At 69.8% G+C, this 22,088-nt stretch carries 25 protein-coding genes; 9 read left to right on the forward strand and 16 right to left on the reverse strand.

Features of this window, described 5'->3' with window-relative positions; all coding sequences use genetic code 11:
* Positions 1 to 152: 152 nt before the first annotated feature.
* Positions 153 to 983 (forward strand): ZIP family metal transporter, encoded by an 831-nt coding sequence (locus ACFV9C_RS13520; protein WP_380193404.1) that lies wholly within the window; start codon positions 153 to 155, stop codon positions 981 to 983.
* Positions 984 to 994: 11 nt separating this feature from the next.
* On the opposite strand, the gene ACFV9C_RS13525 is transcribed toward ACFV9C_RS13520, so the two are convergent.
* A complete protein-coding gene (locus ACFV9C_RS13525) occupies positions 995 to 1,708 on the reverse strand; it encodes a helix-turn-helix domain-containing protein (protein WP_380193405.1) in 714 nt (237 codons plus the stop codon).
* A gap of 71 nt (positions 1,709 to 1,779) precedes the next feature.
* On the opposite strand from ACFV9C_RS13525, the gene ACFV9C_RS13530 reads away from it, so the two are divergent.
* From ACFV9C_RS13530 to ACFV9C_RS13540, 3 genes are read left to right on the forward strand one after another with little or no spacing between them, the layout of a single operon-like run.
* Positions 1,780 to 3,294: an FAD-dependent oxidoreductase gene (locus tag ACFV9C_RS13530; protein WP_380193407.1), complete on the forward strand. Its 1,515-nt coding sequence runs from the start codon at positions 1,780 to 1,782 to the stop codon at positions 3,292 to 3,294.
* A 20-nt stretch (positions 3,295 to 3,314) separates the two neighbouring features.
* The gene (locus ACFV9C_RS13535; RefSeq protein WP_380193409.1) at positions 3,315 to 4,463 is read left to right on the forward strand and encodes a cellulase family glycosylhydrolase; all 1,149 of its coding nucleotides are present in this window, start codon (positions 3,315 to 3,317) and stop codon (positions 4,461 to 4,463) included.
* A gap of 55 nt (positions 4,464 to 4,518) precedes the next feature.
* A complete protein-coding gene (locus tag ACFV9C_RS13540; protein ID WP_380193410.1) occupies positions 4,519 to 4,758 on the forward strand; it encodes a hypothetical protein in 240 nt (79 codons plus the stop codon).
* Here ACFV9C_RS13540 and ACFV9C_RS13545 read toward each other — a convergent pair.
* The 6 genes from ACFV9C_RS13545 to ACFV9C_RS13570 form a co-directional block, all read right to left on the reverse strand.
* The gene (locus ACFV9C_RS13545; RefSeq protein WP_380193411.1) at positions 4,748 to 5,224 is read right to left on the reverse strand and encodes a GNAT family N-acetyltransferase; all 477 of its coding nucleotides are present in this window, start codon (positions 5,222 to 5,224) and stop codon (positions 4,748 to 4,750) included. The genes ACFV9C_RS13540 and ACFV9C_RS13545 overlap by 11 nt on opposite strands.
* Before the next feature lie 18 nt (positions 5,225 to 5,242).
* A complete protein-coding gene (locus tag ACFV9C_RS13550; protein WP_380193413.1) occupies positions 5,243 to 6,151 on the reverse strand; it encodes an SDR family NAD(P)-dependent oxidoreductase in 909 nt (302 codons plus the stop codon).
* A gap of 9 nt (positions 6,152 to 6,160) precedes the next feature.
* Complete coding sequence (locus ACFV9C_RS13555; protein WP_380193414.1) at positions 6,161 to 6,499, reverse strand: GNAT family N-acetyltransferase; 339 nt, start codon at positions 6,497 to 6,499, stop codon at positions 6,161 to 6,163.
* Entirely contained in the window at positions 6,496 to 6,990 is a 495-nt protein-coding gene (locus ACFV9C_RS13560; protein ID WP_380193415.1) for a carboxymuconolactone decarboxylase family protein, read from the reverse strand. Before ACFV9C_RS13560 ends, ACFV9C_RS13555 begins: the two co-directional genes overlap by 4 nt.
* A 66-nt stretch (positions 6,991 to 7,056) precedes the next feature.
* A complete protein-coding gene (locus ACFV9C_RS13565) occupies positions 7,057 to 7,644 on the reverse strand; it encodes an O-methyltransferase (RefSeq protein ID WP_380193417.1) in 588 nt (195 codons plus the stop codon).
* Between the two features lie 5 nt (positions 7,645 to 7,649).
* Positions 7,650 to 8,051 (reverse strand): hypothetical protein, encoded by a 402-nt coding sequence (locus ACFV9C_RS13570; protein WP_380193419.1) that lies wholly within the window; start codon positions 8,049 to 8,051, stop codon positions 7,650 to 7,652.
* A 3-nt stretch (positions 8,052 to 8,054) separates the two neighbouring features.
* On the opposite strand from ACFV9C_RS13570, the gene ACFV9C_RS13575 reads away from it, so the two are divergent.
* The gene (locus ACFV9C_RS13575; RefSeq protein ID WP_380193421.1) at positions 8,055 to 8,621 is read left to right on the forward strand and encodes a DUF2249 domain-containing protein; all 567 of its coding nucleotides are present in this window, start codon (positions 8,055 to 8,057) and stop codon (positions 8,619 to 8,621) included.
* Here ACFV9C_RS13575 and ACFV9C_RS13580 read toward each other — a convergent pair.
* On the reverse strand, positions 8,605 to 8,775 hold the full coding sequence (locus ACFV9C_RS13580; RefSeq protein WP_380193422.1) for a hypothetical protein: 171 nt from the start codon (positions 8,773 to 8,775) through the stop codon (positions 8,605 to 8,607). The genes ACFV9C_RS13575 and ACFV9C_RS13580 overlap by 17 nt on opposite strands.
* Before the next feature lie 155 nt (positions 8,776 to 8,930).
* On the opposite strand from ACFV9C_RS13580, the gene ACFV9C_RS13585 reads away from it, so the two are divergent.
* Positions 8,931 to 10,397, forward strand: a complete 1,467-nt coding sequence (locus ACFV9C_RS13585) for a N,N-dimethylformamidase beta subunit family domain-containing protein (RefSeq protein ID WP_380193424.1) — start codon at positions 8,931 to 8,933, stop codon at positions 10,395 to 10,397.
* On the opposite strand, the gene ACFV9C_RS13590 is transcribed toward ACFV9C_RS13585, so the two are convergent.
* The 6 genes from ACFV9C_RS13590 to ACFV9C_RS13615 are packed head-to-tail and all read right to left on the reverse strand — an operon-like array spanning position 10,394 to position 16,911.
* Positions 10,394 to 11,371 carry a cytochrome c oxidase assembly protein gene (locus ACFV9C_RS13590; RefSeq protein WP_380193425.1) on the reverse strand — a complete coding sequence of 326 codons (978 nt, stop codon included), beginning with the start codon at positions 11,369 to 11,371 and terminating at the stop codon, positions 10,394 to 10,396. The genes ACFV9C_RS13585 and ACFV9C_RS13590 overlap by 4 nt on opposite strands.
* A 28-nt stretch (positions 11,372 to 11,399) precedes the next feature.
* Positions 11,400 to 12,902: an inositol monophosphatase family protein gene (locus tag ACFV9C_RS13595; protein ID WP_380193427.1), complete on the reverse strand. Its 1,503-nt coding sequence runs from the start codon at positions 12,900 to 12,902 to the stop codon at positions 11,400 to 11,402.
* Positions 12,899 to 13,972 (reverse strand): ABC transporter ATP-binding protein, encoded by a 1,074-nt coding sequence (locus ACFV9C_RS13600; protein WP_380193428.1) that lies wholly within the window; start codon positions 13,970 to 13,972, stop codon positions 12,899 to 12,901. The genes ACFV9C_RS13595 and ACFV9C_RS13600 overlap by 4 nt, the downstream gene beginning before the upstream one ends.
* A 10-nt stretch (positions 13,973 to 13,982) precedes the next feature.
* The gene (locus ACFV9C_RS13605; protein ID WP_380193430.1) at positions 13,983 to 14,846 is read right to left on the reverse strand and encodes an ABC transporter permease; all 864 of its coding nucleotides are present in this window, start codon (positions 14,844 to 14,846) and stop codon (positions 13,983 to 13,985) included.
* Positions 14,846 to 15,757 (reverse strand): ABC transporter permease, encoded by a 912-nt coding sequence (locus tag ACFV9C_RS13610; RefSeq protein WP_380193432.1) that lies wholly within the window; start codon positions 15,755 to 15,757, stop codon positions 14,846 to 14,848. The genes ACFV9C_RS13605 and ACFV9C_RS13610 overlap by 1 nt, the downstream gene beginning before the upstream one ends.
* Positions 15,754 to 16,911, reverse strand: coding sequence for an extracellular solute-binding protein (locus tag ACFV9C_RS13615; protein ID WP_380193434.1), 1,158 nt, complete (start codon positions 16,909 to 16,911; stop codon positions 15,754 to 15,756). The genes ACFV9C_RS13610 and ACFV9C_RS13615 overlap by 4 nt, the downstream gene beginning before the upstream one ends.
* A 205-nt stretch (positions 16,912 to 17,116) precedes the next feature.
* Between ACFV9C_RS13615 and ACFV9C_RS13620 the strand changes: the two genes are divergently transcribed.
* The 3 genes from ACFV9C_RS13620 to ACFV9C_RS13630 all read left to right on the forward strand — a co-directional run bounded on the left by ACFV9C_RS13620 (position 17,117) and on the right by ACFV9C_RS13630 (position 20,394).
* Positions 17,117 to 17,551: a pyridoxamine 5'-phosphate oxidase family protein gene (locus tag ACFV9C_RS13620; protein ID WP_380193436.1), complete on the forward strand. Its 435-nt coding sequence runs from the start codon at positions 17,117 to 17,119 to the stop codon at positions 17,549 to 17,551.
* 9 nt (positions 17,552 to 17,560) lie between these two features.
* Positions 17,561 to 19,306 (forward strand): GAF domain-containing protein, encoded by a 1,746-nt coding sequence (locus tag ACFV9C_RS13625; protein ID WP_380193438.1) that lies wholly within the window; start codon positions 17,561 to 17,563, stop codon positions 19,304 to 19,306.
* A gap of 110 nt (positions 19,307 to 19,416) precedes the next feature.
* Positions 19,417 to 20,394, forward strand: a complete 978-nt coding sequence (locus ACFV9C_RS13630) for an Acg family FMN-binding oxidoreductase (protein WP_380193440.1) — start codon at positions 19,417 to 19,419, stop codon at positions 20,392 to 20,394.
* Between the two features lie 6 nt (positions 20,395 to 20,400).
* On the opposite strand, the gene ACFV9C_RS13635 is transcribed toward ACFV9C_RS13630, so the two are convergent.
* Together ACFV9C_RS13635 and ACFV9C_RS13640 are read right to left on the reverse strand one after the other, a co-directional pair.
* The gene (locus ACFV9C_RS13635) at positions 20,401 to 21,240 is read right to left on the reverse strand and encodes a universal stress protein (RefSeq protein ID WP_380193441.1); all 840 of its coding nucleotides are present in this window, start codon (positions 21,238 to 21,240) and stop codon (positions 20,401 to 20,403) included.
* 111 nt (positions 21,241 to 21,351) lie between these two features.
* Positions 21,352 to 22,077 carry a VIT family protein gene (locus tag ACFV9C_RS13640; protein ID WP_380193442.1) on the reverse strand — a complete coding sequence of 242 codons (726 nt, stop codon included), beginning with the start codon at positions 22,075 to 22,077 and terminating at the stop codon, positions 21,352 to 21,354.
* Positions 22,078 to 22,088: the final 11 nt, after the last annotated feature.

The raw sequence follows: 22,088 nt of genomic DNA on the forward strand, positions 1-22,088 counted from the left end.
TACCTGCGCCGGGCGGTCGCGCCGGCCGCAGGTACCACCGGGTCTGCTCAGCGGATTCTCAGCGGGAGCGTGAGTTCCGTCTCGGGACTTGTGAGGTCAGCCTTGCCTCACCTAATGTCCGAGCTGCACTTCCACCTTCCCGGAGAGTCTTGATGTCCAGCTCGCAGGTCGCGGTTCTCGGCGCAGTCGCCGGTCTCACCATCTATCTCGGTCTTCCGATCGGCCGGCTGCGCAATCCCGCGCCCCGTCTCAAGGCGGGGCTGAACGCGCTCGCGATCGGCATCCTGTTGTTCCTGCTGTGGGACGTCCTGGCGCACGCCTGGGAGCCGATCGACACCGCGCTCGCGGACAAGCACTGGGGTACGACGCTCGGCCACGGCCTGGTCCTCGCGGCCGGGCTGGGGATCGGGCTGCTCGGCCTGGTGTACTACGACCGCTGGATGGCGCGGCGCCGTACGTCGCAGCCGAAAGCAGGCCCAGGTGCCGCCGCCACCGGCGATCCCGCGCTGAAGCCGCAGGCAGCCTCGGCCGCGGCCGGGCTGGCCACGATGATCGCCACCGGGATCGGCCTGCACAACTTCGCCGAGGGTCTCGCGATCGGCAACTCCGCGGCGACCGGCGAGATGTCGCTGGCCGTCCTGCTGATCATCGGATTCGCCCTGCACAACGCCACCGAAGGCTTCGGCATCGTCGCACCGCTGGCGGCCGCGGGCGAGCGGCCGTCCTGGCTGACCCTCGCGCTGCTCGGGCTGATCGGCGGCGGGCCGACGTTCGTCGGAACCCTCATCGGACAGCGGTTCGTCAACGACACCCTGTCGGTGGCGTTCCTCGGCCTCGCCGCCGGTTCGATCCTGTACGTCGTCATCGAACTCCTGGCCGTCGCCCGCAAGACCGGCCTCAAGGAACTCACGACCTGGTGCATCCTGCTCGGCCTCCTGGCCGGCTTCGCCACCGACGCCGTCGTCACCGCCGCCGGAGCCTGAACGGCAACAAGTCAGACCCTGACAGTCTGTCGGTACTGCGATGGGGACTGGCCGGTGTGGTTGGTGAACACGCGGCTCAGGTAGAAGGCGCTTCGGTAGCCGGAGTGTTCGGCGATGGTCTGGAGGGTGTCGTCAGTTTCGGTGAGGAGCTCGCGGGCTCTTCGCAGGCGGGTACGGCGGAGGTAGTGGGCCGGGGTGACACCGTGGGCCGCCTTGAAGCGGCGGGAGAACTGGGCAGGGCTGATGCCCAGCTGATCGGCCAGGTCTCCTAGCGACAGGTCCGGTGAGGTGAAATGGTCGTGAAGGTAGGCCGTTGCCTCAAGCACCAACTTGTCGCCGGGGCGATGGGCGCGGGACGCCAGCAGCACGAGGTCGGTGACCACGTGGGTCGCGACCAGCGAGGGGTGGTCCTCGTCGAGCATGGCCAGGTCCGCGCGAAGGCGATCGAGGTCCAGCAGGCGGGTGCGACCGACCGGCGGCTCGAGTTTGGTACTGAAACGTGCATGGAAGACGGCGGTCGGACGCAGCATCCGCCGCCACAGCGCCCCGCCCGGCGGGCAGATCACGATGTCGCCGAACTTCGCGACACCCCGCGGTACGCCGGTGACCTCGTAGGCGAAAGCGCCGCTCCTGGGCAGCAGCAGGCTCCACGTCTCGTACGTGTCGACGGCGAGGCTGAACTCCTCCCGCCGTGGCGCGAGTAGATAGCCGTCGAGCGTGAGCACGGCAAAAAAGTACATGCCCATGCTCAGAATCGCTATACCAAAGACGCAAACACAGCGGCAGAGTGCATGCCATGGTCGATGTCTGTGTGTACGGCGGCACGCCCGCCGGTTGTGTCGCCGCGATGACCGCGCATCAGGAAGGCGCGTCCGTCGTACTGATCGAACCGGGCCGGACGCTCGGCGGCATGCTCGGCGCGGGCATCAAGCCCCGGCAGGACTGCCCGCTTCCCGCTGCCGTCGGCGGGCTGACGAGGGACGCGGTCTTCGGCTTCGGCGACCACCCGCACGACGTACAGCGTGCCTTCCACGCCTGGACCGCGGAGATCGACGTGCACTTCGAGCGTCGCGTCCGCTCGGTGACCCGCGACGGCAACCGCATCACCGCGATCCAGCTCGAGACCTCGACCCCGGATCGCTGGGGCGTCCCGCTGCCGGGCAGCGAGTCGGTCGAAGACATCGACGTACAGGCAGACGTCTTCATCGACGCGTCGTACGAAGGCGACCTGATGGCGCTCGCCGGTGTCCCGTACCGCACCGGGCGCGAGTCGCGGGACGACTTTGGCGAAGACCTCGCCGGCGTCCGGCCGGTCACCAACTGGACGCCGATCGACCCGTACGCCGCCCCCGGTGTGAGCCTCCCGTTGCTCGACGCGGACCACGGCCGCCCGCTCGGTGCGGCGGACGACTACGCCCAGGCGTACAACTTTCGCTTCTACGTCACGACCGACCCGGCGGCCCGTACGCCCATCACCCCGCCCGACAACTACTCGCCCGACGACTACGAGCTGGTACGGCGGTACGTCGCGCACCTCGGCCACGACCTCGACGCGCTGCGCGGGATCTTCCCTGGCTGGCTCAACTCAGGCGAGTACAACTACCAGCGGGCCTCCCTGATCACCAACGCCCCGCTCGGCGTGAGCCGCGAGTACCAGGACGGCGACTGGGACACCCGGGCGCGGGTGTGGCGCCAGCACATCGACTACCTGCGCGGGTTGCACCACTTCCTGTCGGCGGATCCCGGCGTACCGGCGGAGTTCCGCGCCGAGACCGCGGCGTACGGGCTCGATGCGAGCGTCTTCCCGGACACCGACGGGTGGCCGCCGCAGCTGTACGTGCGGGTCGCCCGCCGGCTCGACGGCGTCTACACCGTCACCCAGGCGGACGTCGCCAACCTGCACGACCCTGCCGACAGCATCGGCCTGGCGCTGTTCGGTGTCGACGTCTATCCGGTACGGCGGATTCCTTGGCGTGACGCCGGCACCGGGCAGCTCGGCGTGGCGACCGAGGGCGACATGTTCATCGGCGGGCATCTCGGCACCGGGCGGCCGTACCCCGTCCCGTACCGGGCCGTCACGCCGAAGGCTGTGGATTGCGCGAACCTGCTCGTCCCGGTCTGCCTGGCCGCGACACACGTCGGCTACGCGGCGACCCGGATGGAACCGGTGTTCTGCGTACTCGCCGAGTCCGCGGCGGTGGCGGCGGTGCAGGCCGTCCGGGCCGGGTCCGACGTACAGGACATCGACGTTCCCGCGTTGCAGAAGCGGCTCGTCGAGCGGGGCCAGGTCCTCAGTTGGGATGTCGCGTGACGAATCGGAGAGACTGAGCCATGACCGAACCGGACCGCCCAGCCTTCGGCGTCAACTACGTACCACGGCAGCAGTGGTGGAACGCCTGGCTGGACTTCGACGAACGCTCGATCGCCGACGACCTGGCAGCGATCGCCGCGCTCGGCTGTGACCACGTACGCGTCCAATGTCTCTGGCCCGCATTCCAGCCCACGCCGACCACCGTCTCGGCCACCGCGATGAGCCGGCTGTCGGTCCTGCTGGACCGCGCGCACGACGTCGGGCTCGACGTCTGGGTCACCGTCCTCAACGGCTTCCTCTCCGGCTGGGTCTTCCGGCCGCCGTGGATCCCGAAGGCGAACCTCTTCACCGACGCGCTCGCGCTGTCCGCCGCCAAGACCTTGATCGGCTCCGTCGCCGAACTCGTCGCCGACCACCCCGCCGGCGCCGGCATCGACCTCGGCAACGAGCCGAACATGCTGGTCGGCTTCGAGCCCTCGACGGTGACCACCCAGGACCTGGACGACTGGGCGCGCACCCTGATCGACGCCGCGCACGCCGCAGCGCCGGGTCTGCCGGTTGTTCTCGGCGCGGACCACCAGCCGTGGACCACCTCGCAGACCGGATTTACCCCAGCGCTGCTCGCCAACGATCCCGATCTCACCACGGTCCATGCCTGGCCGTACTTCAGCGGGTTCATCGGTCACTTCGGTGAGGAGAACGACCTTGCGTGGTCGATCGGTGCGTACCTCGCACAGGTCGCCGCCGCACACCAGCTCGCGCCGAAGCCCATCTGGATCCAGGAGATCGGCGTCGCGCCCGAATGGGTCACCGGCGTCAGCGTCGAGCATGCGACCGAACGGCTGCTCCGGCACTCGCTCTCGGTCCCTGGCGTCAGCGCGGTGACCTGGTGGGCGTCGCACGACATCCGGCCCGAGTACGGGGGTTTCGCGCCGCTCGAGTACGGCCTCGGGCTGCTCGACGTCGACAACCAGGTCAAGCCGGCCGGGCGGCGCTTCGCGGAGGTCGTCGCCGACCTGCGAAAGGTTGCCCCGAGCACCGAGCTCGCTCCGGCGATCGTTGCCTTGCCACCGGACGACGTCGCCGATCTCGCCTTCACCACACGGTGGGCCGAGGCCTGGTCCGACGGACGTCCACCACAGATCGTCCGAGAGATGAACATCGAGTAACAGCCCGGCTGACGCTCGCGTACCCCTCCGGTGGCGCGGCGCCGAGCTGACGCGGGTGTGGTGGGACGACTACGACCGGCTGCGCAGCCTCCGCCCCAAGGAGCGCGGACCGTGGGTGCTGGAGCAGGTCCAGCGCGCCGTACCGTCGTTCGACGCGCCGCAGACTCTTCTCATCGGCAAGTCCCTGGGAAGCCACGCGGCCACCCCCGCCGCCTCAACCGCCGTACTCGGCGAAGTCGCCACCGCCATGGAAGAGTTCCTCGACAAGGTCGTCTGGGACACCGTCAGGAGCTGAGTTTCAGCCGCATGTCGTAGTTCGGGAGGTTCTCGCCGCGGATCCAGTTCTGCTCGTTGGCGCGCGTGACCTCGAAACCGAAGCGCTCGAACGCGGGCCGAGCGGTCCGGCTCGCGTGGGTGTGGATTTCCGTGAGGCGCAGGGAGCGGCCCTTCGCGACGACCGCCGAGACCAGGGCACGGGCGACACCGCGGCCGGTGGCCGACGAGTGGACGAAGAGCATGTCGAGGAGGCCGCCATCGGTGAGGTCGCTGAAGCCAACCACCTGGTCGTTGATCAGGGCAACAAAGGTGTGGGCGGCGGCGCGGCGCGCGTTCCACTCCTCGAGGTCGACCTGTTCCGGAGCCCACGCCGCGACCTGTTCCGGTGAGTAGTCCTTCGAGGCGGTGTCGCGGATTGCGTGGAAGTACGACTCCCAGGTCGGTTCCGCGTCTTCGGGCTGATAGGTACGCACGCTGACGGTCACCGTCGAGACGATAGCTCGTCAGGCTGGGTCGGGGGTGACGCCCGTCAGTTCGGCGGTGCTGGCCCAGAGGCGTGCGCGTACGGCGCGATCCTGGGCGCGGGGGTCGACGCGGGCCGGGCCGACGCCGCGGAAGAACTCGCCGAACTTCGACGGGCCGTAGTAGTCACCACCCCGTACGTCGCGACCGGTGGCGGCGTACAGGATCGGCAGCGTGCCCTCGGACACCGGTTGGGACAGGGCTTTCGTGAGCGCGTTCAGTGGTCGTGCGACGGCGCCGAGGCCTTGATTGCGGGCGCCGGCAGCGCCGATCTCTGTCGCGGTGAAGCCGGGGTGCGCGGCGACGCTGATCACCTGCGAGCCGCGCAGGCGTTCCTGCAGTTCCAGCGCGAACATCAGGCCGGCCAGCTTGGACTGCGAGTACCCGTACGCCATCCGGAACCGCCGCCGCTCGATGTTGAGATCCTCGACGTCGAACCCCTTGCCACGCTGCGCCATGCTCGACACAGTCACGACCCGCGCCGCCCCCGCGGCCCGCAGCGCGGGCATCAACAACCACGTCAGCGCGGCGTGCCCCAGGTAGTTCGTCGCGAGGATCGACTCATGCCCGTCGACCGTACGCCGAAACCGCCCGGCCGGAATGCCCGCGTTGTCGATCAGCAGGTCAACCCGATCCCCCGTACGCTCCCGAATCTCCCCCGCCGCCGCCCGCACCGACCCCAGATCAGCAAGATCCAACACGACCAACTCACCACCCACCACGCCCGCCGCCCGCTCCCCCCGCTCCCGCGACCGACAAGCGAGCACCACCCGCGCCCCCTTGCCCGCAAGCACAGTCGCCGCCCGCAACCCCAGCCCGGAGTTGGCGCCGGTGATCACGACGGTGCGCCCGCCCTGATCGCCGATCTCGTCCTCGGACCATCCCGCCATACCGTGCGGCTACTTCTCGCGGGAGGCGACGGCGCGGAGGTGGTCTGGGCGGGGTTTGACGACGTGGTCGGCGTACTCGGGGTGTTTGGGGAGCCAGGCGGCGACGTACGGGCAGACGGGGACGATGGAGTAGCCCTGGGCGATGACGTCGTCAACCACGGCGCGGACAAGCTGGGAGGCGAGGCCCTGGCCGCTGTAGTCGTCGGAGACGCCGGTGTGGAAGAGGACGCGTTGCTTCTCGACGTCGACGTAGTCCTCCTCGCCGATCACCTCACCGGACTCGGTGTCGATCAGGACGTACCGGGACTCTTCGGGCCGGTTCTGTACTTCGAAGCGCTGGTCGGTCATCGTCGTCCTTCGTCGTCGGGGTTGATCAGCTTGCCGTCGGCGTCACGCGGGCGGACCGGGTGTTCGCTGAGGATCGAGATGCGGTTGAACGCGTTGATCGTGACCACCACCCACTCGGCCGCGGCGAACCCGTCGACGCCGAGGATCGACTGCGCGACTTCCAGGTCGGCGCGGCGGTCGTCGTTCAGCGGGAGCAGGGTACCGGCCTCGGCGACGGCCAGTACGGCGGTCTCGCGGTCGGTGTACAGGCCCGTCTCGCGCCAAGCCGGCAGTACGTCGAGCTTCTGCGCCGGGATCCCGGTCTGTCGGGCCTTCCGCGAATGCAGGTCCAGGCAGGAGGTGCAGCCGTTGAGCTGCGAGCAGCGGACGTTGATCAGCTCGATCTCCTGAGCGCTCAGGCCCCGTGCGACCGCCGCCGTCCGGATCTCCTGCACGTACGCCTTCGCGGCCTCCCACGCCTCGGGCATCGCCTTGTCCAGGAACGGTCGCATCGGTCTCCTCTCGCGTCCTGGAATGGTAGTCACACCGTGTTCGACAGCAAGCAGCGCGGCACACGTTCACTGATGGCGGACGATGAGGAGTACGCCGGCGCCGGTCGGGGTGAGGGCTTCGCCGACGCGGTCGTCGGCGGTGACGAGGGCGCGGAAGTCGGCCACCTGGTCGGCGTGCGAGAGGACGTTGTCGACCGCGAGGAGGCCGCCGGGCCTGAGGACGCGGACGAGGTCGGGCCAGTACGAACGGTAGGCGGGGCGCTCGGCGTCCAGGAAGACCATGTCCCATTGGCTGTCGGCCGATCGGCTCAGGGCATCGGCGGCGTCCTGGATGCGGAGGTCGACGACGGAGCGGAGGCCGGCGCGATCGAGGTTCGATGCTGCCTCGGCGCTGCGGGCGGGGTCGAGTTCGACGCTGGTCATTCGGCCGCCGTTCGCCCGGACGGCGTCGGCCAGCCAGAGGGTCGAGTAGCCGTTGGAGGTTCCCAGTTCGAGGAGGTTCCGGGCGTTGGTGGCGCGGACCAGGAGGGCGAGGAGGGCGGCGCTGTCGGGTTCGAGGTTGCGGAGGCGGTCGAGGCGGTCCGGCTTGTCCGCGTCGTGGGCGACGCCGTACTCGTGAAGTTCGTGGGTGAGGGTCGTCAGGTTCTCGTCCATGGCGCTCACTTTCTGGTGAGGTGGGCGATGCAGAGGTCTGGTTGGGCGAAGGGTTCGAGGGTGTCGACGGTGAGGGGCGATTTCCAGGATTCCAGCGCGCCTTGCATCAGGCCGAGGTGGATCGCGCAGACGACGCCGGAACGCTCCTCGGCCAGCTCGAGGAACGGGCAGTGGCGCAAGCCGATCCGCGGCGGACCATCCCCCGGCAACTCCTCCGGCGCGAACCCCAGCCCGTCAAGCATCCCAACCAACCGCCCCACCGGGTTGTCCGACGGCGACGTGGTTTGGGTGCGGCCCCAGTGGTAGCCGGCTTCGGTGGCTTGGGTGGTGGGGTTGGGGGCGGTGGCGAGGTTTGCGGTGAGGATTTCTGCCAGGACGCGGTAGTGGCGCGGGCCCAGCGGGTCCATTCGGTGTGCTGCCTGGAAGAGCAGTGGTGGGCGGCCCGGGCGGCGGCGGGCGGCGGTGGTGCGCTCGACCTGGCCGTCGGCGCGGGGTTCGTACTCGTGAACGACCACGACCCGCAGCACCTGCACGAGGAGTTCGAGGCGGACCACGCCGGCAGCTACGGCTGGGAGTACCTGAACCGCGATGCCCGCGACTGGCGGATCAGGATCACCAAGCTCGCCAGTACGCCGCTCCCCCGCGTACTGGTCGACACCAGCACGATCACCAGCGACACGACCGGCGCGATCTGGAGACTCGAGGCCCGCGAGCGAGACCTCGACTCGAACATCATCGCGCTCGCGCCCGGCCAACGCATCGACGCGCACACCGGCCCGGATCTCGACGTACTCGTCCACGTCCTCGCCGGCAGCGGCCAACTCACCACCGAGCTCACCACGCTCGACCTCGAGCCCGGCGCCCTCGTCTGGCTGCCCCGCCGCTCGCGTCGCCAGTTCACCGCCGGTCCCGCCGGCCTCCGCTACCTGACCGTCCATCAACGCCGCCAGGCGCTCGTCCTCAACCCAACGCGGTGAGCAGACGGTTGATCGCGTCGTCGACCGTGCTGCGCGGGCAACCGAGATTCACCCGCAGGTAGCCGCGCCCTTCCACCCCGAACTTCTGGCCTTTGTCCAGCCACAGCCGGGCCTTGGTCAGCATGAACTTGTCGAGCGCCTCGGCTGCTCCCAAGGATCTCAGCGTTTACTCATTGTTGCCTGTCTACGATGCTTCCCGAACTCGGGAGGTGCTGGTTGAGGGGTGCGAGGCTGCTCGCTGTTGGGGTGGCGGCGATAGCGGTCTTGTCCGGCTGCTCGGGGCCGTCGCCCAGCTCCGGGCAGAGTCAGGTGGACGTCGGGCCGGAGCAGGGCGAGATCGCGATCGGCTGGGGTCGCGAGGCGTGGCAGATCCCGGACAGCAAGGTCGCCGGGCCGATGGAGCTCGCCGGGTACGCCGATCACGTGAGCGTGCGGAGCGGTCAGCCGTTCCGGCTGTTCGTGACCTCGTCCGCGGGCGCGTTCACCGTCCGTGCGTACCGGGTCGGGTGGTACGGCGGCGCCGGCGCGAAGCTGATCTGGACGTCGGCGAGCATCCCGGGCAAGTCGCAACCTCAGCCGAGCAAGTCCGCGGACCGGATGATCAGCGCCGTCAACTGGACGCCATCGTTGACCGTCCAGACGAAGGGCTGGCCGGCCGGCGGCTATCTCCTGCTGCTGCGTGGGGCGAACGGCAAGGAGAAGTACATCCCGTTCATGGTCCGCTCGGACACGGCACGCCGCGCCGTACTGATCGTCGACGCGGTCAACACCGAGGAGGCGTACAACGCCTGGGGCGGGTACTCGCTCTACCACGGCCCGCACCGGCTCGCGACCAGGCGGTCGCTGATGGTCACGTTCGACCGCCCGTACGACTTCGACGGCGCCCGCGGGGTGCTGAACGAGTACGACCCGCTGATCCAGCAGGCCGAGCGCAGCGGCGTACCGCTGGCGTACGCGACCAGCGTGGACCTCGCGGCCGACCCGGGGCTGCTGACCGGTGCACGGGCGATCGTGTTCAGCGGGCACGACGAGTACTGGACGCTCGCGGCGCGCGCAGCGGTCACGCGAGCGCGCGACGCGGGAACGAACCTGGCGTTCATGGGCGCGAACTCGGTGTTCTGGCGGGTCCGGTACGGCGTGGACGCGCACGGCCCGAACCGGATCATGTTCGGCTACAAGGACGCCGCGCTGGATCCGATCCACGACGCGCCCGACACGACCGTGCACTGGCGGGCGGCGCCGCACCCCGACCCGGAGAACTCGCTCACCGGCACGCTCTACGAATGCGCTCCGGCGAAGGGCAACTTCACGGTGTTCGACCCGAACTTCTTCCTGTTCGCGGGGACCGGCGCCGGGCTCGGGTCGTCGTACCAGGGGCTGATCGGCGACGAGGCGGACCGCGCGTACCCGATCGCCGGGACGCCCGCGAACCTGCAGGTGGTCGCCCACTCGCCGACGACCTGCGGCGTACGGAACACGGTCGCGGACTCGACGTACTACACAACACCGTCCGGCGCGGGCGTGTTCGGGACCGGGACGATCGAGTGGGTCCGCGCGCTGGAAGGGCCGGACCCGGAGTTCAACGTGAACCAGCCGTCGGTGGACTTCGCCCGGCAGGTCACGCTCAACCTGTTCAAGGCACTGGCCGCGGGACCGATGGGTCGTACGCATCCGGCAGTGCCGAACCTGGCCGCCGTCCACAACCAGGCCTCCACCGCGACCGGTACCGGCGGCAAGGTCGGTGTCGAGGCGCCGATGCCCAAGCCCGAGTCCTAGGAGCGTTTGTCCTGATCGCCGGCGAGCCGCTGCAGCATCCGGTTGTACGCCTCGTGGGCCTCGTCGCTGTCGGGATCCAGCTGCTCCTTCGGATCCGCGCCCACCTCGGTCGCGATCACCCCACGGCGTACGGCGTCCAGCCAGGTCCCGGTCATCCGCTCACGTTTCGCCGGTGACGTGACGACGCTGATCATCAGGCCGACGGCGGCGAACATCATCAGCCCGTCACCGGCCGCCCACATCAGTCCCCCGGCGGCGTGGATGTCGTCCAACGCCGGGGGTGCCCACTGTGGATGCATCGCCATCATCATCGGGAACGGGTTGCGGGTCGTCTGCAGCAGCACGATGCCGACAACCGTGTCCGGCAGCATCGCGATCAGGAACAGCACGAGCCGGAGCAGGTACCCCGGGTCCGAGTGCAGCGGCTCCTCCCCCAGCAAGGGCAGGAAGAACAGGTAGCCGGCGACGACGTACAGCACCTGCTCGCCCGTCATCAGCCAGGGAGTCATCGCCATCTGGTCCATGAACCCGGTCAGGTGTGTCCCGACGATCACCAGCGTGTAGATCGCCAGCCCCGCCGCCGGATGCGTGAGCAGGCCGACCGGCCGTGACGCGACGATCCGCCGCGCGCGGGACTGCCGGTCGGCGGGCGCGGACTCGAGCGCGACCGTGATCGGATGCCCGAGCACGAGCAGGATCGGAACGACCATGATCAGGGTCAGGTGCAGCACCATGTGCATCCAGAACACCGACATCGCGTACGCGCCGATCCCGGACGCGATGCACACCCACAGGATCGCGCAGCCGAGCACGAACGACGCCACCCGCCAGGGACGCACCGTCGACCGCCCGCGCCCACGGAGCCGCAGCAACAGGTAGCCGCCCGCGAGTACGACGCACACCGCGAGCCAGATCGGCGCGAGCCGCCAACTGCCCAGGAACGAGGCCCAGGTCAGCGGCTCCATCCCACTCATGCCAGACAGCATTACACACGGCGGTCCGTCACCCGCGGGCGGTGCTCCACACCTCGTACAGCTCGGCCGCGTACTCCGGACGCGCGGCGAGAATCCCACCCGCGGCAGGCCACACGGTCTCGTTCCCAGCGTCGTCGAGCAGTACGCCGCCTGCCTCGCGAACGATCAACGCCGCGGCCAGGTGGTCGATCGGGCTGAAGCGCTCGATCACCGCTCCGGCACCACGCCCCGCGGCGGGACCCGTCAACGACAACGTCCCCGACCCCATGATCCGGGCAGTGCAGAACCGGTCCCGCAACGCATCGAAGAACGCGTACATCCCGGGCCACGCCTGGTGCCCCAGCAACTCGGTGCCGACCATCGTCCCGGTCAGGCTCGCGCTCTCCGCCGGCGGCAGCTCCAGCGGTACGCCGTCCCGCTCCGCCCCACGCCCCGCGACCGCCCCGAACACCTGCCCGTGCCAGGTGTCACCGACCACCGCGACGAGCGGCTCCCGGTCGATCGCCAGCGCCAGCGAGAACGACGTCCAGGGCATGCCGTTCGCGAGGTTCGCCGTACCGTCGACGGGGTCGACGTACCAGCACGGCGTACCGGGTCGGGCGACGCCGCCGAGCTCCTCGCCCACGACCAGATGGCCCGGTAGACGCTCGGCGATGACCTCGCGGACGTGTTGCTCGACCGCAACGTCCACCGCGGTGACGTGGTCCGCGGCGTGCGCCTTCGTCCGAATGACACCGAGCTCGGCGCTGCTCGTGTAGTCGACGGCCCAGCGGGCCAGCTCTTGGGCAACCGCCACGGCCTCTTCCAGCTCCTCGTACGTCAGCAGTGCCGGCCGCGGCGCGCTCTTCCAGGATTCGGGGCCTTCGGCAACGACTCCCTGCAGGATGCGCAACCGGTTCGTCGTCACGGCGTCCGCGCCGGTGGCGAGCACCCAGCGCATCACGTCCTCGTCATCGACCGTCCAGCAGGCCACCTGAGCGCCCGCCGCATGCGCCGCCTCGACGAGCGCGGGGCTGAGGAAGATGTACGCCGAGTTGACGACCTCGGGCCGCAGCTCGTCGACGAGGTCCGCCGACGGAAGGTCGCGCCGGTCCCACGGCAACCAGATCCGCGCGTCCGCGTCGAGCCCACGGATCCGCCGCATCGCGTCCAGGTCCCCGCACCACGCGACACGCGCGTCCGGCACCTCCCGTACGACGGCAACGGCGGGCGCGGCGCACTCCGGGTCGGACATGTCGATCAGCAGCGTCACCGACGTACCGGCAACGGCCTTGAGGGCATCGGCGAGCAGCGGGATCCGGTCGTCGCCGTCGCCGAGCGCGGACACCTCCGCCCAGTCGACCTCCGCGACGGCGCGGTCATCTCCCCACAGCCGTTCCAGCGTGGCGTCGTGCAGCAGTACGACGCGGCCGTCGCGGGTGACGCGGACGTCGATCTCGACCCGGTCGGCGCCGGCCTCGACCGCGGAACGGACCGCGGCGAGCGTGTTCTCCCGGTACCGCTCGACGTCTCCCCGGTGCGCGGTGATCAACGGGCCGACCCCTGACGTACGAGCTTGCCGTCCTCGAACTCGAGCCACTTCTCCACCCGCGCCTGCCCGCGTACCCCCACCGGCGGCAGCGCACCGGTGACGTACGCGCGGAGCTCTGCGTCCTCACGCTTGACGTACAGCTCGGCGAAATGCCCGCGCGGCACCACCCGCTCGACCGTCGCGGCCACCCAGCCGTCCTTGCTGTCGGCAACCTCCGTCGAGAACCGGACGTCCTCCGGGCGAATGCCGACCACACCCTCCCCGGCCGCAATCCGGCCGGCCTCGATCCGGCCCTCGAACCTGTTCAGGCTCCCGATGAACGTCGCGACGAACTCGGTCGCCGGCGCGCTGTAGAGGTCGACCGAGGTGCTGAACTGCTCGATCCGGCCGTCGTTCATCACCGCGATCCGGTCCGACATCGACATCGCCTCCTCCTGGTCGTGCGTGACCACGACGGTGGTGATGCCGAGCCGCTGCTGGATCTCGCGGATGTCCTCACGGACCTTCACCCGCAGCTTCGCGTCCAGGTTGCTCAGCGGTTCGTCGAGCAGCAGCAGCTCCGGCTCCTGCACGAGCGCGCGGGCCAGCGCCGTCCGCTGCTGCTCGCCGCCGGAGATCCGCGCCGGGCGGGAGTCCTTGTGGTGCATCAGGTTCACCAGCGCGAGCGCGGCGTCGACGCGCTCGGCGATCTCCTTCTTCGGGAGCTTGCGCAGCTTGAGCGGGAAGCCGACGTTCTTCGCGACCGTCATGTGCGGCCAGAGCGCGTAGTTCTGGAACACCATCGCGCTCGGCCGCCGCTCCGGCCCGAGCCGGACGACCTCGCGGCCGCCGACCTGGATCGAGCCCGCGTCCGGGGTGAGGAAGCCCGCGATCATCCGCAGCGTCGTGGTCTTGCCGCAGCCGGACGGCCCGAGCAGCGAGACCAGTTCGCCGGCCTGGACGGTGAGGTCGAGGCTGTCGATGATGGTCCGGCCGCCGAGCGCCTTGTGCAGGCCGCTGATCTCCAGGCCGGCCGCAGCTTGCTCGGTGGCCGCTTCGGTCGCGGTGGTCACGGTTGAGTTGGTGGTCACGGGCGCGCCTCTACTTGATCTGGAAGCCCTCGGCGAGCTGGCCGCCGACGATGTGCTTCTGCGCGGCCAGCAGCAGCGCGACGGAAGGGATGGCGAGCAGGATCGAGAACACCGCCGCCACCTGGGTCGGATAGTTGAGCACCAGGCTGTACATCTCGGTCGGCATCGTCATGTAGTCCGGCGCGCCGACCAGGTACGTGCCCTGCGCCTCGTCGAACGACGCGAGGAAGCTCATGATCGCGGCCACCAGGATGCCCGGCAACGCCATCGGCAGCGTCACGCTGAAGAACGTCCGCAGCTTCGACGCCCCGGCGTCCCGCGCCGCCTCCTCGAGACTCCGCGGTACGGCGGCGAACGCGGCGGCCGGGATCCAGGTCATGAACACCACCGTGCCGAGCACGTGCACGATCAGGATGCCGAGGATCGTGTTCATCAGGTTCAGCGCGTAGAACAGCGCCGCCAGCGACACGAACAGCCCCATCTTCGGGAACGCGTTCGCGGCGAACAGCCCGATCAGGAAGAACCGCCGGCCGGGGAACGAGAACCGCGCGAACGCGTACGCCGCCGGCAGGCAGACGACCGCGGACGCGAGCACCGTGATCGGCGCGAAGAACAACGAGTTCTGTACGGCGACCCCGAGCGCATGGTCCTGCGACACGACGCTCCACCAGTGCAGCGTCCACGCGTCCGGAAACAGGTTCGGGTACGTCCAGCTCTTCGCGAACGCGTGCACCGCGAGCCAGGCGAGCGGGCCGATGATGAAGATCGCCAGCGCCAGCGCGAAGATCGTCGCGACCGCGCCGCTCACGGCCCGCCGCACCGCCCGGGACGTCTCCGCCACCGGGGCCACCCGCTCGATGGTTGCCTCGGCCATCAGACCGCCCCGCTTTCCTTGGCCGAGCGGAAGTTCGCCCACACGTACACCGCGGCGATCCCGGACGCGATCGCGAACACCACGAACGCCATCACCACCGACTGCTGCGGCTGGTTGAACGCCGAGAAGTAGTTCGACATGTCCACGCCGAGCATGTTCGGCGAGTTCGGTCCGGTGAAGTACGGCACCGTGAACGAGCCGAGCGTACCGATCGCCGTGAACGTCGTCGCGATCACGATCGGCACGCCTGCCATCGGGACGAGCACCGACGTGACGACCCGGAAGAACGAGGCGCCGGCGTCCCGGGCGGCGTCGATCATCGCCTGTGGGACGGACTGCAGCCCGGACGAGACCAGGAGCGTCGCGAACGGCAGCGACGTCCACACCGACCCGATGATCACCGTCACCATCGTGAACGACCAGATCGGGAACTCCACCCCGAACTGTGCCGCCACGCTGCGCAGGAACCCGTCGGCCGAGTAGAACCCGAGGATCGCCCAGGACGCGATCACCACCGGGATGAACAGCGGGATCACCGCCAGCGCCGACAGCACCTTGCCGAGGATCCCGCCGCGGCACTTCAGGTACAGCCCGATCGTCGTCGCGAGCAGGATCACGACCGTCGTACTGACGAGCGTGACGACGACCGTCACCACCAGGTCCCCGAGGAAACGCTGGTCGGAGAACAGGTCGGAGTAGGCGCCGAGTGTCGGCGTACCGCCGTTCGCGTGGTGGACGTTCTGGCCGATCAGCGCGATCGTCCGGTTCAGGCCACCGGTGTAGCCGAGGCTGAACAGGAACGCGAGCACGATCGGGAACCCGATGAACAGCGCGATCAGCACGATCGGCGGCAGCGCCATGAACAGGCCGCGAGCCTGCCCCTCCCGGCTCCGTCGCACCGGCCGGCTCACTTGCCGGGCACCTTCTCGTCCCACAGCTTGTTGAGGTCCTTGCCCATCTGGTCGTAGTAGCCCTTGCGCAGGTTCCGGGTGTCGGCGTTCGCGAACTTCGCCGCGACCGCGGCCGGCAGCTTGTCCTGCGAGATCGCCGGGTAGCCGGAGATGTCCTGCACGATCGACGCCTGCTGGGCCGGCTCGAGGACGAAGTTCACCAGCTTCAGCGCGGCGTCGCCGTTCGGGGTGTTCGCCGGGATGCCGAGGTACGCCGCGCCGCCGGTGAACGACGGGTCGGAGATCTGCGCGGCCTTCACGCTCGCCGGGATCGAGCCGTTGGCGACGCCGGTGGTGAACTGGTCGGACCAGACCGGGGCCATCGAGATCTGCCCGTGTGCGAGCAGGTCCAGCGTCTGCTGGTTGCCGTTCGGGTAGACGCCCTTCTGGTAGACGTACGGGTCCAGGCCCTTCAGCTCGGCGAAACCCTTGTCCCAGTTGGACTCGAGGTCCTTCTCGTACCCGACCGTCATCTTCTCGCGCGCGTCGGCGGGCACGTACTTGTCCAGGACCGTCGCCACGAACGCGCCGCCCGAGCCGCCGGACTTCGGCGAGTTGTACGTGAACTTGCCCGGGTGCGCCTTGATCCAGGCGAGCAGTTCGTCGAGCGTCTTCGGCGGCGCCGGCACGGTCTTGGTGTCGTACGCCAGCAGCACGGACGAGCCGCGGTACGGGATGCCGCCGGTGCCGCCCGCCTTCACGACGTCCGCCGGGATGTCGGACAGCGCGGAGATCTTGCTCGCGTCGACCGGCTGCAGCAGGTTCGCCGCCGAGGCCTTGGCCACGAACCCGCCGTCGACGATGTCGAAGCCGGGGTCCTTCTTCTGCGCGACCGAGCTGGCCAGCTTCGCCATCGTCTGCGCGTCGTGCTCGCCGTGCAGGTCGAGCGTGACGTCGACCTTGTAGCCCGGGTTCGCCTTCTCGAAGGCCGGCGCGAGGTCCTTCTCCCACAGCGTCTGGACGTTGGTGTCGCCGCTGAGGAAGACCCGGACGGTCTTCGTCCCGGAATCCCCACCGGTGTCCGTGGAACCGGTGCTCTTCTGAGCACATCCGGCGAGGCCGAGGGCCGCCGCGGCGATCGCCGCCGTGACCCCGACGGCAGACGTGAGCTTCACACGAACCTCCTGATCGAGCGCCGCGCCCAACCCGCGCAGCGACAATTTGGCGAACGCTATCCTCACAGCGGCGCCCCCGGCAATGCTGCCTCAGGCAACATTGCCAGGTACGTCAATTTGTTTTAACAAATCGTGTCCGAATGGGGAAGATCTCACGGGACTTTCGGCCCTGGCCGTAGCGCGTCGCCCCGGCCACCCTGGAGACGTGAGTACCCGCAAACTGTCCGATCGGTCCCGGCTGGCGATCCTCTCCCCGGCCGAGTGCCTGCGGCTGCTCGGCTCCGTGCCGCTCGGCCGGCTCGTCTTCACGTACGCCGGACTGCCTGCCATCCGGCTGGTCAACTTCGTCCTGGACGACGACACGATCGTGTTCAGCAGCGGGCAGGGCGACAAGTTCCGGGCCGCGGAGCGCGGTGACGTCGTCGCGTTCGAGGCCGACGAGGTCGAGCCGGAACGTCACGTCGGCTGGACCGTGACCGCGATCGGGCACCTGTCCGTCGTCACGGACGACGAGGCCGCGGCGTTGCGCCATACCCTCGCCTTGCATTCCTGGATGCCGATGGACGAGCCGCGCCTGATCCGCCTCGGCATCGAGTCGGTCCAGGGCCGCAGGCTGGTGCCATGGGGGCGGGTTGCCTAGGCTGACCGTGTGGAGGGGGACTCCGGCAGGGTGCGTGGGACCTGGGACGAAGGGGCGTTGGAGCCCGCGGGGCTGTCCCGGGTGCGGCTGGATGCCCTGCTGCAGGAGTTGCTCGGCCGGGTCGACGAGATCATCGAGTACCAGGACCGGCTGCGGGCGCTGCTCGACGCGGTCGTCGGCATCGGGGCGGATCTCGACCTGAACAGCACGCTCGACCGGATCGTCACGGCCGCCTGCGAACTCGCCGGCGCCCGGTACGGCGCGCTCGGGGTGGTCGGCGCCGACGGCAAACGGCTCGTCCGGTTCATCACCCACGGAGTGACCGACGAGGAGATCGCCGCGATCGGCCCGTACCCGGAGGGCCACGGGATCCTCGGTCTGCTGATCGACCACCCGGAGTCGATCCGGCTGCACGACCTCGCCGAGCATCCGCGGTCGTACGGGTTCCCGGCCAACCATCCGCCGATGAAGAGCTTCCTCGGCGTCCCGATCCGTACCCGGGAACATGCCTTCGGCAACTTGTACCTGACCGAGAAGACCGGCGGCGCCGACTTCACCGAGGACGACGAGCGCACCGTCACCGCTCTGGCCGCTGCCGCTGGGGTGGTGATCGACAACGCCAGGCTGTACGCCGACACCGAGCAGCGCCGGCACTGGCACGAGGTGACCGCCGAGATCACGCAGCTGATGCTCGGCGAGTTCGACACCGACCAGGCGCTGCAGCTGATCGCCCAGCGGTCGCGCGAGGTGCTCGGCGGGCAGGTTGCCGCCGTACTGCTCACCGATGCGGACGAGCTTGTTGTGCGTGCTGTCGACGGGCCGGCCGAGTTCGCGAAGTACGTCGGGCGTCGGGTTCCGGGGACTGTTCCGATCTTGGGGCGGGTGGGGGCCGGCGGCGGAGAGCAGGTGGTGATCGAGGATCTCGCGCAGGTGCTGCGGAACGCCGGCGGGCTGGACGAGTTTCCGGAGGGGGTGGCGCTGGGCCGTACGACGCTGGCGTCGTTGCCGCCGGGGAGTTCCGGGACCGGCGGCGTACTCGTCGTCGCGGCGGAGTCCGGGACCGGCACCCAGATCGCCGAAGGTGCCGAACTGGCCCGGATGTTCGCCGGGCAGGCGACGCTGGCGCTCGAACGTGCCCAGGCGCAGCGTGACCGCGACCTGCTTGCCGTCCTCGAGGACCGGGACCGGATCGCCCGCGATCTGCACGATCTCGTCATCCAGCGGCTGTTCGCGACCGGGCTGCAGCTGCAGGGCATGCAGCGGCTCGTACGGCCCGAACAGCAGCAGCGGCTGACCCGTGCGGTCGACGACATCGACACCACCATCCACGACCTCCGCGCCGCGATCTTCGAACTCCAGCAGCCGCCGGGGGCCAGCTCGTTGCGGGCCGACGTACAGGCGCTCGTCGCGGAGTACGCCGAGGCCCTCGGCTTCCGGCCACGGCTGGTGTGCACCGGGCCGATCGACACCGTGGTGTCGGCGGTGATCCGTCCGCAGATCCTGGCCACCGTGCGCGAGTCCCTGTCGAACGTCGTCCGGCACGCCCAGGCGTCCGAGGTCACGGTCGAGGTCAGTGTCGACGGCGACGAGGTCATCACCCGAACCACCGACAACGGCGTCGGCATCGACGACCGCCGCCGCAACAGCGGCCTCCGCAACCTCACCGAACGCGCCCAATCCCTCGGCGGCACCGTAGAAATCACCGCCATCCACCCCCACGGCACCATCGTCGAACTCCGCGCCCCCCTCACCTAGCTCAACCCATGTGTGGTCGAAGGGCCTGTGGGTTCGGGACTTCTGGCTGCGGCGGCGGGTGCGCCGCGGGCGGCAGGGTGGGAGTGGAGAACTAGTGGGAGGAGCCTGTGGTGTCCGGTCAGCTTTCGGCGGGGGACGTCGACGTACTGGTCTCGGCGGCTATTGCCGCGCCGAGCATGCACAACACGCAGCCGTGGCGGTTCGAGGTCGACGGGCGGGTGGTCGACGTGTACCTGGACGGGTCGCGCACGCTGCCCGCCGAGGACCCGAGCGGGCGGGCGATGCGGATCGCCGCCGGTGCCGCCACCTTCAACCTGCGGTGTGCGGCCGAGACCCTCGGGTACGGCGCCTGGTTCGGGCTGGCGCCGTACCCGAGTGACGAGCCGGACCTGCTCGCCCGGATCGTCCTCGAGCCGTCCGCGGCGCGCGACGACGAGTTGCTCGACCTCGCCCGGTACATCCCGTACCGGCACACCGATCGCGCGCCGTCCGACGCCGTACCGATCGCCGAGAACGTCCGCGTCGCGCTCATGCGGGCCGCGCACGCCGAGGGCGCCGAGCTGACCTGGCTGGGCGATGCGGATCTGCGGATTGTCTACGATCTGATTGTCGACACCGACCTGCGCGAGGTCCACGACTGGCGCCGTCGCGCCGAGCGCGAGCATTGGGTCGGCGGCGAGCGACCGGTCGACGGCGTACCCAGCACGGCTCTCGGACCGCGATCCAGCGGCTATCCGTCGGCCGTCCGGGACCTCGGCACCAAGCCGGCCGATCGGCTGCGCGGCGAACGCCGGTTCGAGCAGCACCCGGATCTCGCCGTACTCTCCACCGAGTTCGACGAGCCCGCCGACCACGTGACCGCGGGCGCCGCGCTCGAACGCGTGCTGCTGACCGCGACCCGGGCCGGCGTCAGCGCGTCGTTCCTCAACCAGCCACTGGAGTACGACGACCTGCGCCGGAAGGTGCAGCGCCGTACCGGGCGGCCGGGGCACGCGCACATGATCATCCGCTTCGGCCACGACCGCCCGCACAGCACCACCGCACGCCGGCCGGTCGCCGACTTCCTGCAGCGGCCAGGGCCGCGGTGACGTCGGTCAGCGGCGTCGGATGATCGCGACCGGGGACGCGGCGTGGTGCAGGAGGCTCTGGCTGACCGAGCCGAGCAGCAGGCCCTTCACGCCGCCGCGTCCACGGGAGCCGACGACGACCAGCGAGGCGATCTCGGACAGCTGGATCAGGCTCGCGCTGGGCCGCCCTTCGACGACCGTCGCCCGGACCGTCACCGCGGGGTACTTCTCCTGGTACGGCGCGAGGCTCTCTGCCAGCCAGTTCTTCAGGAGTTCCTTCGTGCTGTCGACGAGTACGGCGTACTCCGCCTCCGGCCGCCGGCAGTACACGACCCGCAGCAGCTCGCCGGCCCGCGCCGCCTCCTCGAAGGCGAACGCGATCGCGTCCTCGGAGTCGGGCGAACCGTCCGAGCCGACGACGACCGGCCCGGCGCGGTGCTCGCCGCGGACCACGACGACCGGGCAGGGCGCTTTCGCCGCGACCGCGGTGGCGACCGAGCCGAGGAACGCGGCCGACATCTTGTTCGGCGACCTGGTACCGACGACCACCAGCTCCGCGTTCCCGGTCTCGCCCAGCAGCGCGTGTGCGGGATCGAGATCTGCCAGCACTCCCGAGGCACGCTCCTCGCCGAGCCGGTCCCGGACCAGCCGCACCGCCTCGTCGAGTTCGTCCTGGAACTGGTCCAGCGGCAGCGGCGGCGGCACGTACCCGGCCATCCCGATCGCCGGCCAGCGGTCGAGATCGTTCAGATAGGCCCGTACGACGCGTACGGCGAGACCGCGCTGCTCGGCCGCGTCCACGGCCCAGCGCAGTGCCACGTGTGCCTCCGGCGTACCGTCCACACCCACGAGGATGTACTTGCTCATCACAACTTCCTCCCTGTCGTCGGGCCGCGTTCTCGCTACCCACCCTCGTCGTCGCGACACGACTACGACAGAGTCCAAAGTCCCGACCTCCCCGTCTGCTGCGCGTCGGGTTCAGGCGCCTGTTGAGCCGACGAGTTGGCCTACGGCGAAGGTGACTGCCATCGCCAGTGCGCCGCCTACGACGAGGCGGGCTACGGCCGGTAGGTGCCGGGCTTCGCCGAGTTGGGCGCTCAGGGCGCCGGTGCCGGCGAGGGCGAGGAGGACGACTGCGAAGGTGATCGGGACGCGGGTGCTCGGGCCTGGGAGGAGGATCGCGATCAGGGGTAGCAGCGCGCCGGCCGTGAACGCCAGGGCCGACGCGCCGGCGGCGTGCCATGGGTTCGTGAGGTCGTCGGGGCTGATTCCGAGCTCGGCCTCGGCGTGCGCCACCAAGGGGTCTCGCTCGGTGAGCTCCACCGCCACCTGCTTCGCCGTGTCCGGGTGCAGCCCTTTCGCCACGTAGATCGCGGTCAGTTCCGCCAGTTCGTCCTCCGGCGACTCCGCGAGCTCCGCGCGTTCCTTCGCGAGCAGCGCGCGTTCGGTGTCGCGCTGGCTGCTCACCGAGACGTACTCGCCCAGCGCCATCGACACCGCCCCGGCGACCAGGCCGGCGATGCCCGCGGTCAGGATCGCGGTCGCCGACGTGGTCGCGCCGGCCACGCCTACGACGAGGCCGGCTGTCGACACGATGCCGTCGTTCGCGCCCAGCACCCCCGCTCGGAGCCAGTTCAGCCGCTCGGCGATGCCGCCGCGGTGCGGTTCACCGGGATGTGCGTCCACGTCGTCGAAGCCCGTCATGCTGTTCCTCC

The sequence above is a fragment of the Kribbella sp. NPDC059898 genome (genome assembly GCF_042730855.1).
Classification (GTDB): Bacteria; Actinomycetota; Actinomycetes; order Propionibacteriales; family Kribbellaceae; genus Kribbella.

Bases quoted from the DNA above. Each gene is read 5' to 3' on its own strand.
- ACFV9C_RS13520 (WP_380193404.1), top strand. From the start codon at position 153: ATGTCCAGCTCGCAGGTCGCGGTTCTCGGCGCAGTCGCCGGTCTCACC.
- ACFV9C_RS13530 (WP_380193407.1), top strand. From the start codon at position 1,780: ATGGTCGATGTCTGTGTGTACGGCGGCACGCCCGCCGGTTGTGTCGCC.
- ACFV9C_RS13535 (WP_380193409.1), top strand. From the start codon at position 3,315: ATGACCGAACCGGACCGCCCAGCCTTCGGCGTCAACTACGTACCACGG.
- ACFV9C_RS13550 (WP_380193413.1), bottom strand. From the start codon at position 6,151: ATGGCGGGATGGTCCGAGGACGAGATCGGCGATCAGGGCGGGCGCACC.
- ACFV9C_RS13555 (WP_380193414.1), bottom strand. From the start codon at position 6,499: ATGACCGACCAGCGCTTCGAAGTACAGAACCGGCCCGAAGAGTCCCGG.
- ACFV9C_RS13560 (WP_380193415.1), bottom strand. From the start codon at position 6,990: ATGCGACCGTTCCTGGACAAGGCGATGCCCGAGGCGTGGGAGGCCGCG.
- ACFV9C_RS13565 (WP_380193417.1), bottom strand. From the start codon at position 7,644: ATGGACGAGAACCTGACGACCCTCACCCACGAACTTCACGAGTACGGC.
- ACFV9C_RS13570 (WP_380193419.1), bottom strand. From the start codon at position 8,051: ATGGACCCGCTGGGCCCGCGCCACTACCGCGTCCTGGCAGAAATCCTC.
- ACFV9C_RS13590 (WP_380193425.1), bottom strand. From the start codon at position 11,371: ATGAGTGGGATGGAGCCGCTGACCTGGGCCTCGTTCCTGGGCAGTTGG.
- ACFV9C_RS13605 (WP_380193430.1), bottom strand. From the start codon at position 14,846: ATGGCCGAGGCAACCATCGAGCGGGTGGCCCCGGTGGCGGAGACGTCC.
- ACFV9C_RS13635 (WP_380193441.1), bottom strand. From the start codon at position 21,240: ATGAGCAAGTACATCCTCGTGGGTGTGGACGGTACGCCGGAGGCACAC.
- ACFV9C_RS13640 (WP_380193442.1), bottom strand. From the start codon at position 22,077: ATGACGGGCTTCGACGACGTGGACGCACATCCCGGTGAACCGCACCGC.